The 4,211-nt window shown below is 61.3% G+C and carries 4 protein-coding genes; all 4 read right to left on the bottom strand.

Features of this window, described 5'->3' with window-relative positions:
* Window positions 1-799: 799 nt before the first annotated feature.
* Complete coding sequence (locus tag EOA85_RS29095) at window positions 800-1,288, bottom strand: NUDIX hydrolase (RefSeq protein WP_127212057.1); 489 nt, start codon at window positions 1,286-1,288, stop codon at window positions 800-802.
* Between the two features lie 217 nt (window positions 1,289-1,505).
* Window positions 1,506-2,006: a xanthine phosphoribosyltransferase gene (gene gpt / locus EOA85_RS29090; RefSeq protein ID WP_029353723.1), complete on the bottom strand. Its 501-nt coding sequence runs from the start codon at window positions 2,004-2,006 to the stop codon at window positions 1,506-1,508.
* 146 nt (window positions 2,007-2,152) lie between these two features.
* Window positions 2,153-2,986 (bottom strand): universal stress protein, encoded by an 834-nt coding sequence (locus EOA85_RS29085; protein WP_127212056.1) that lies wholly within the window; start codon window positions 2,984-2,986, stop codon window positions 2,153-2,155.
* Window positions 2,987-3,163: 177 nt separating this feature from the next.
* Window positions 3,164-3,907 carry a competence/damage-inducible protein A gene (locus EOA85_RS29080; protein WP_127212055.1) on the bottom strand — a complete coding sequence of 248 codons (744 nt, stop codon included), beginning with the start codon at window positions 3,905-3,907 and terminating at the stop codon, window positions 3,164-3,166.
* Window positions 3,908-4,211: the final 304 nt, after the last annotated feature.

Raw genomic sequence — 4,211 nt, 5'->3', positions numbered from 1 at the left:
AAAGCGCCTTGCGGAATTCGATCTCCGCATAAGCCGCCCCTTCTTGACCTGCTAGCCCTTGCTTGGTGAAACGACGCTCGATGCGCATTGGTCCTATCCCTTTGTGTGTCTACATATAGCGCTTTTCCAAGGGGATTTCTGCCCCCTTGGCGAAACGCGCATGTCCGCCGCCTGCCGGCGTTAGAAAACGGCCGGCTCCTTTTTCACAGCCGCCGCCGCCCTGCTGGTCAAACTCCTTGCGAAGTACCTGTCCAACGCGCCGGCGAACCCTGTGGGTCCCTCAAAACTGAAGCTTTTTTCGACTCCCTCAATCGAGGGAAGCTCACACTATCTAGCGCCGAACCTACCTGCAAACGCTAAATATAGTGTTAACAGACAATTTATTCCAGTCCGACATTTTTCCCTTTCGCCCCCAAAGACCCCACAACCCCAACGCATCCGCTGGCCTCGTAGACAGGCGGAAATGCGGCCAAAACGCACATAATCCGGGAAAAAGACCGGGCTCAGAACTTTCCGGTCGCACTCTCAACAGGAGCGCATGGCCCATAAAAGGCGACTCGTTTTGCGCCGTCAAGGATTCGTTTGCGTAGCTTTTGTGACCCCAACATCTTGTGTGTCACATATGTGGATAACGGGGATAGAAGTGGCGCGGAGGATTTCGATTTTGTCCCACGTCCAGGCCATCGACCGTGATGACAACGCACGCCAAAGCCGTGGTGGTCAAATCGATTCTCTTCGCCAAAGAGCATCGCCGGTGATGCGACAGGTGCGCAGCTTTGGCCGGTGCGCCTAGTCTTGCTCAGGAGAACTGGTGCGGGTCAGCGCAGAAATAGGTGATGATCTGACCAAGGTCCGGCTCGTTGACCATGCGCACGGCCTCGGCGGGGCTGACCCATTTGCGGATGCGCGACCGCTTTTCCTTCCACCGGTCGGCGATCTTGTCGACCTGCAGCGGAAATACCAGAACTTCGCAAGGCACTTCCTCGCCGGAAGCCAATGCCTTGGCATAGAAGTAGCGGCCGGCTTCATGGTGGGAGATCGTGCCGCGCAGTCCGGCTTCCTCGCCAGCCTCGCGCGCCGCCGCTTCGCAAAGCAGTTCCTTGGCCTCAGGCCAGCCCTTGGGAAGCACCCAGCGACCGGTATCGCGGCTGGTGATCAGCATGATCTCGACGCCATGCCTGGTATCGCGCCAGGGCAACGCTGCAACCTGCAGGCGGCACGGCGCTGTGCCGAAGAGCCGCTGAACCCTTTCGGCCAAATGGTTGTGCGTTGCTGGCCTCGTCAACATCGGAGAAGCTTGCCCCAGCCTCCAGAATCATCTGCCGTCTCGCGAATCTTACGGCTAATCATGAGCAATAAAAGTAAAAAACCTCATACGGAGTGGTTAACCACACCAACAGGCGTCCATTCAGGAAATATCGTGCGCCGCGGCACTCTTTCAAGAAGTGCTCGCCGGCAAGCAATGCTCGCCGGCATGTTCCGGGAGAAAAAGCAGTTGCCGCGAATCAGCCGACGTGATCGTCGGCGATCGGCTTCTGGTAGGTGAAGCCCATATCCCACGGAAAATAGATCCAGGTGTCCTGGCTTACCTCGGTGACGAAGGTGTCGACCAGCGGCCTGCCTTTCGGCTTGGCGTAGACGGTGGCGAAATGCGCCTTGGGCATCATGGCGCGCACGATGCCCGCGGTCTTGCCGGTATCGGTGAGGTCGTCGATGATCAGCACGCCGGCGCCGTCATCGGCGAGCAGTGCCGGCGTGACCTCCTTCAGCACCTGCAGCTGCCCCTGGCTGGCGTAGTCGTGATAGGAGGCGACGCAAACCGTCTCGATGACCCGGATGCCGAGTTCACGCGAGATGATGGCGGCCGGAACCAAGCCGCCGCGCGTGATGCAGACGATCGCCTTCCACTGGCCTTTGTTGGCACCGGCAAGCCGCCAGGCAAGCGCACGCGCGTCGCGGTGGAACTGATCCCAGGAGACGGGAAAGGCCTTTTCGGGAAGGGACATTTTTGCATGCACTCCGCAGCGCGCGAAAACCGCGCGCAAACACTTGAAGGAATGCGCGCGGAATTAACTGAAAAGCCTTGGCCTTGGCAAGGGCGGCGGCCGGCGATCCCTATGGCCTCGCCCCTGTGGAGGTACCCTTTGTGGACTTACCGTGACAGGAAAGCTGCCACCGGCAACGTGCGCAGCACCGTGCGCGTGACCCCGCCGAACAGAAGCTGGCGCAGCCAGGAATGGCTGTAGGCGCCGAGCACGAGCAGGTCGGCGCCGGTTTCGGCAACCCTGGTCTGGATCACGTCGTCGACCGAGTGGCCGCCCGATTGCAGCACCGAGACGCTGACGGTGGCGCCATGCCTGGACAGGGCAGCGGCGATTTCGGCGCCGGCCGCCTCCGGAGCCTCGTCGAGCGTATCCGGCGGATCAATGACGACAATATCAGTCTTCTCGGCATCGATGATGAAGGGCAGAGCATCGAAGGCGGCGCGAGCGGCTTCCTTGCTGCCGTTCCAGGCGAGCAGCACATGCTTGAAGCTGGTGACGAGCGGGCCTGAATGCGGCACGACCAGCACCGGCCGGCCGGCGTCGTAGACCAGCGTGTCGACATCGGCGCTCGGGTCGCCGCCCGACTCGCGCTGCGCGGCGATGATCAAGTCCGCAGTGCGGACGGTTGGGATGCCGGTCAGCGCGCTGTCTCCGGAAAAGCTCTCGAGGCTGCGCCACTCGAAGGACAGGCCGGAATCGTCGACATGCCTGAGGAAAACCGCCTGCAATTTTTCAGCACGCTCCTTGTTCATGTCGGCCGAAACCTGCAGGAACTCGGTGTCCGGAAAGCCGGTGGCCGAGGTGTAGGGGACGGGAAGCGCTTCGGCATGAATGCCGATGAGATGGCTCTGGAACCTGTCGGCAAGCGGAATGGCGCATTCGAGCACGCGCACCGCGTCCTGTTCGTTCTGCAGTATAGCAACGATGGTCTTGAATCGCATGGTAACCCCTCAATTTACGGCGATCGGAACTCGCCCGCATGAAACGTTACATCATCATGCTTGGTTCCGGCTAATGCATGTCGCCCAAAACTGCGCAGCGGTTTTGGGATAACGACATGCATAAAAAAGAACCTAAAGCGCGTCGCATGAAACCTCTCAGACGCGACGCGCTTTAGATCAGCTGGCCGCGCTGGCGAGGCCTGCGACCATCGCCTCGACATCGGCGTGGGCGGCGTTCAGCGCCTCCTGGCTGCGGGCACGGACGACCAGCTCGGTCCAGAACTTGCCGTCGCCATATTTCGGGTAGGACCCGATGATCGTATCCGGATGCGCCTTCTGGATATCGCCGAGCGGTCCGCCGACCAGGCCTTCGCCGAACGGACAGTGCACCGTGGCCGAGAGCATTCTGGTGCCGGCCTTCAGCGTCGGCACCACATTGTCGAGCATCGCCTGGAAAATCGACGGCACGCCGGCCATGACATGGACGTTGCCGATGCGAAAGCCGGGCGCGATGGACACTGGATTGTCGATATGGTCGGCACCACGCGGCATCCGCGCCATGCGCTTGCGCGCCTCGGTGTATTCGATGCCGCGCGCGGCGTAGCTCGCTTCCAGCATCGCATAGGCCTTGGCGTCGTATTCGCAGGGCACGCCAAAGGCCTTGGCGATCGCGTCCGCGGTGATGTCGTCATGCGTGGGGCCGATGCCGCCGGTCGTGAAGACATAGGTGTAGCGGGCACGTAGGGCGTTCACCGCGGCGACGATCTCGTCGTCCTCGTCGGGAACGATGCGCACCTCCTTCAGGTCGATGCCGATCGCCGTCATGATTTCGGCGAGATGGCCGATATTCTTGTCCTTGGTGCGCCCGGACAGAATCTCATCACCGATGACGAGCATGGCGGCGGTGACGATTTCAGACATGGGAGCTCCGGCAAAAGGTCGCCTTAGGCAGACAGAGTCGCCTGGGCAGACAGGGTCGCCTGAGATAGCGCGGCGAATGGCCGGCGGCAATGCGCCAGGATATTGGCGCGCACTGGTGCGGCTCTTCCCTTCTCCCCTTCTTGTGGGAGAAGGTGGATTGGCGCGCAGCGCCAAAACGGTTGAGGGGTGCTGGCCGGAACGCCGTCGGTACCAAGCTGGACACCTCTCATCCGACCTCGCGAAGCTGTCCTCGGGAGGCAAGACCCGTGGGCGCGGCCACATTCTCCCACAAGGGAGAAGGGAG

It is taken from the genome of Mesorhizobium sp. M5C.F.Ca.IN.020.29.1.1 (assembly GCF_003997375.1).
Classification (GTDB): domain Bacteria; phylum Pseudomonadota; class Alphaproteobacteria; order Rhizobiales; family Rhizobiaceae; genus Mesorhizobium; species Mesorhizobium wenxiniae.
This window is presented reverse-complemented; position numbering and strand designations above follow the sequence as displayed.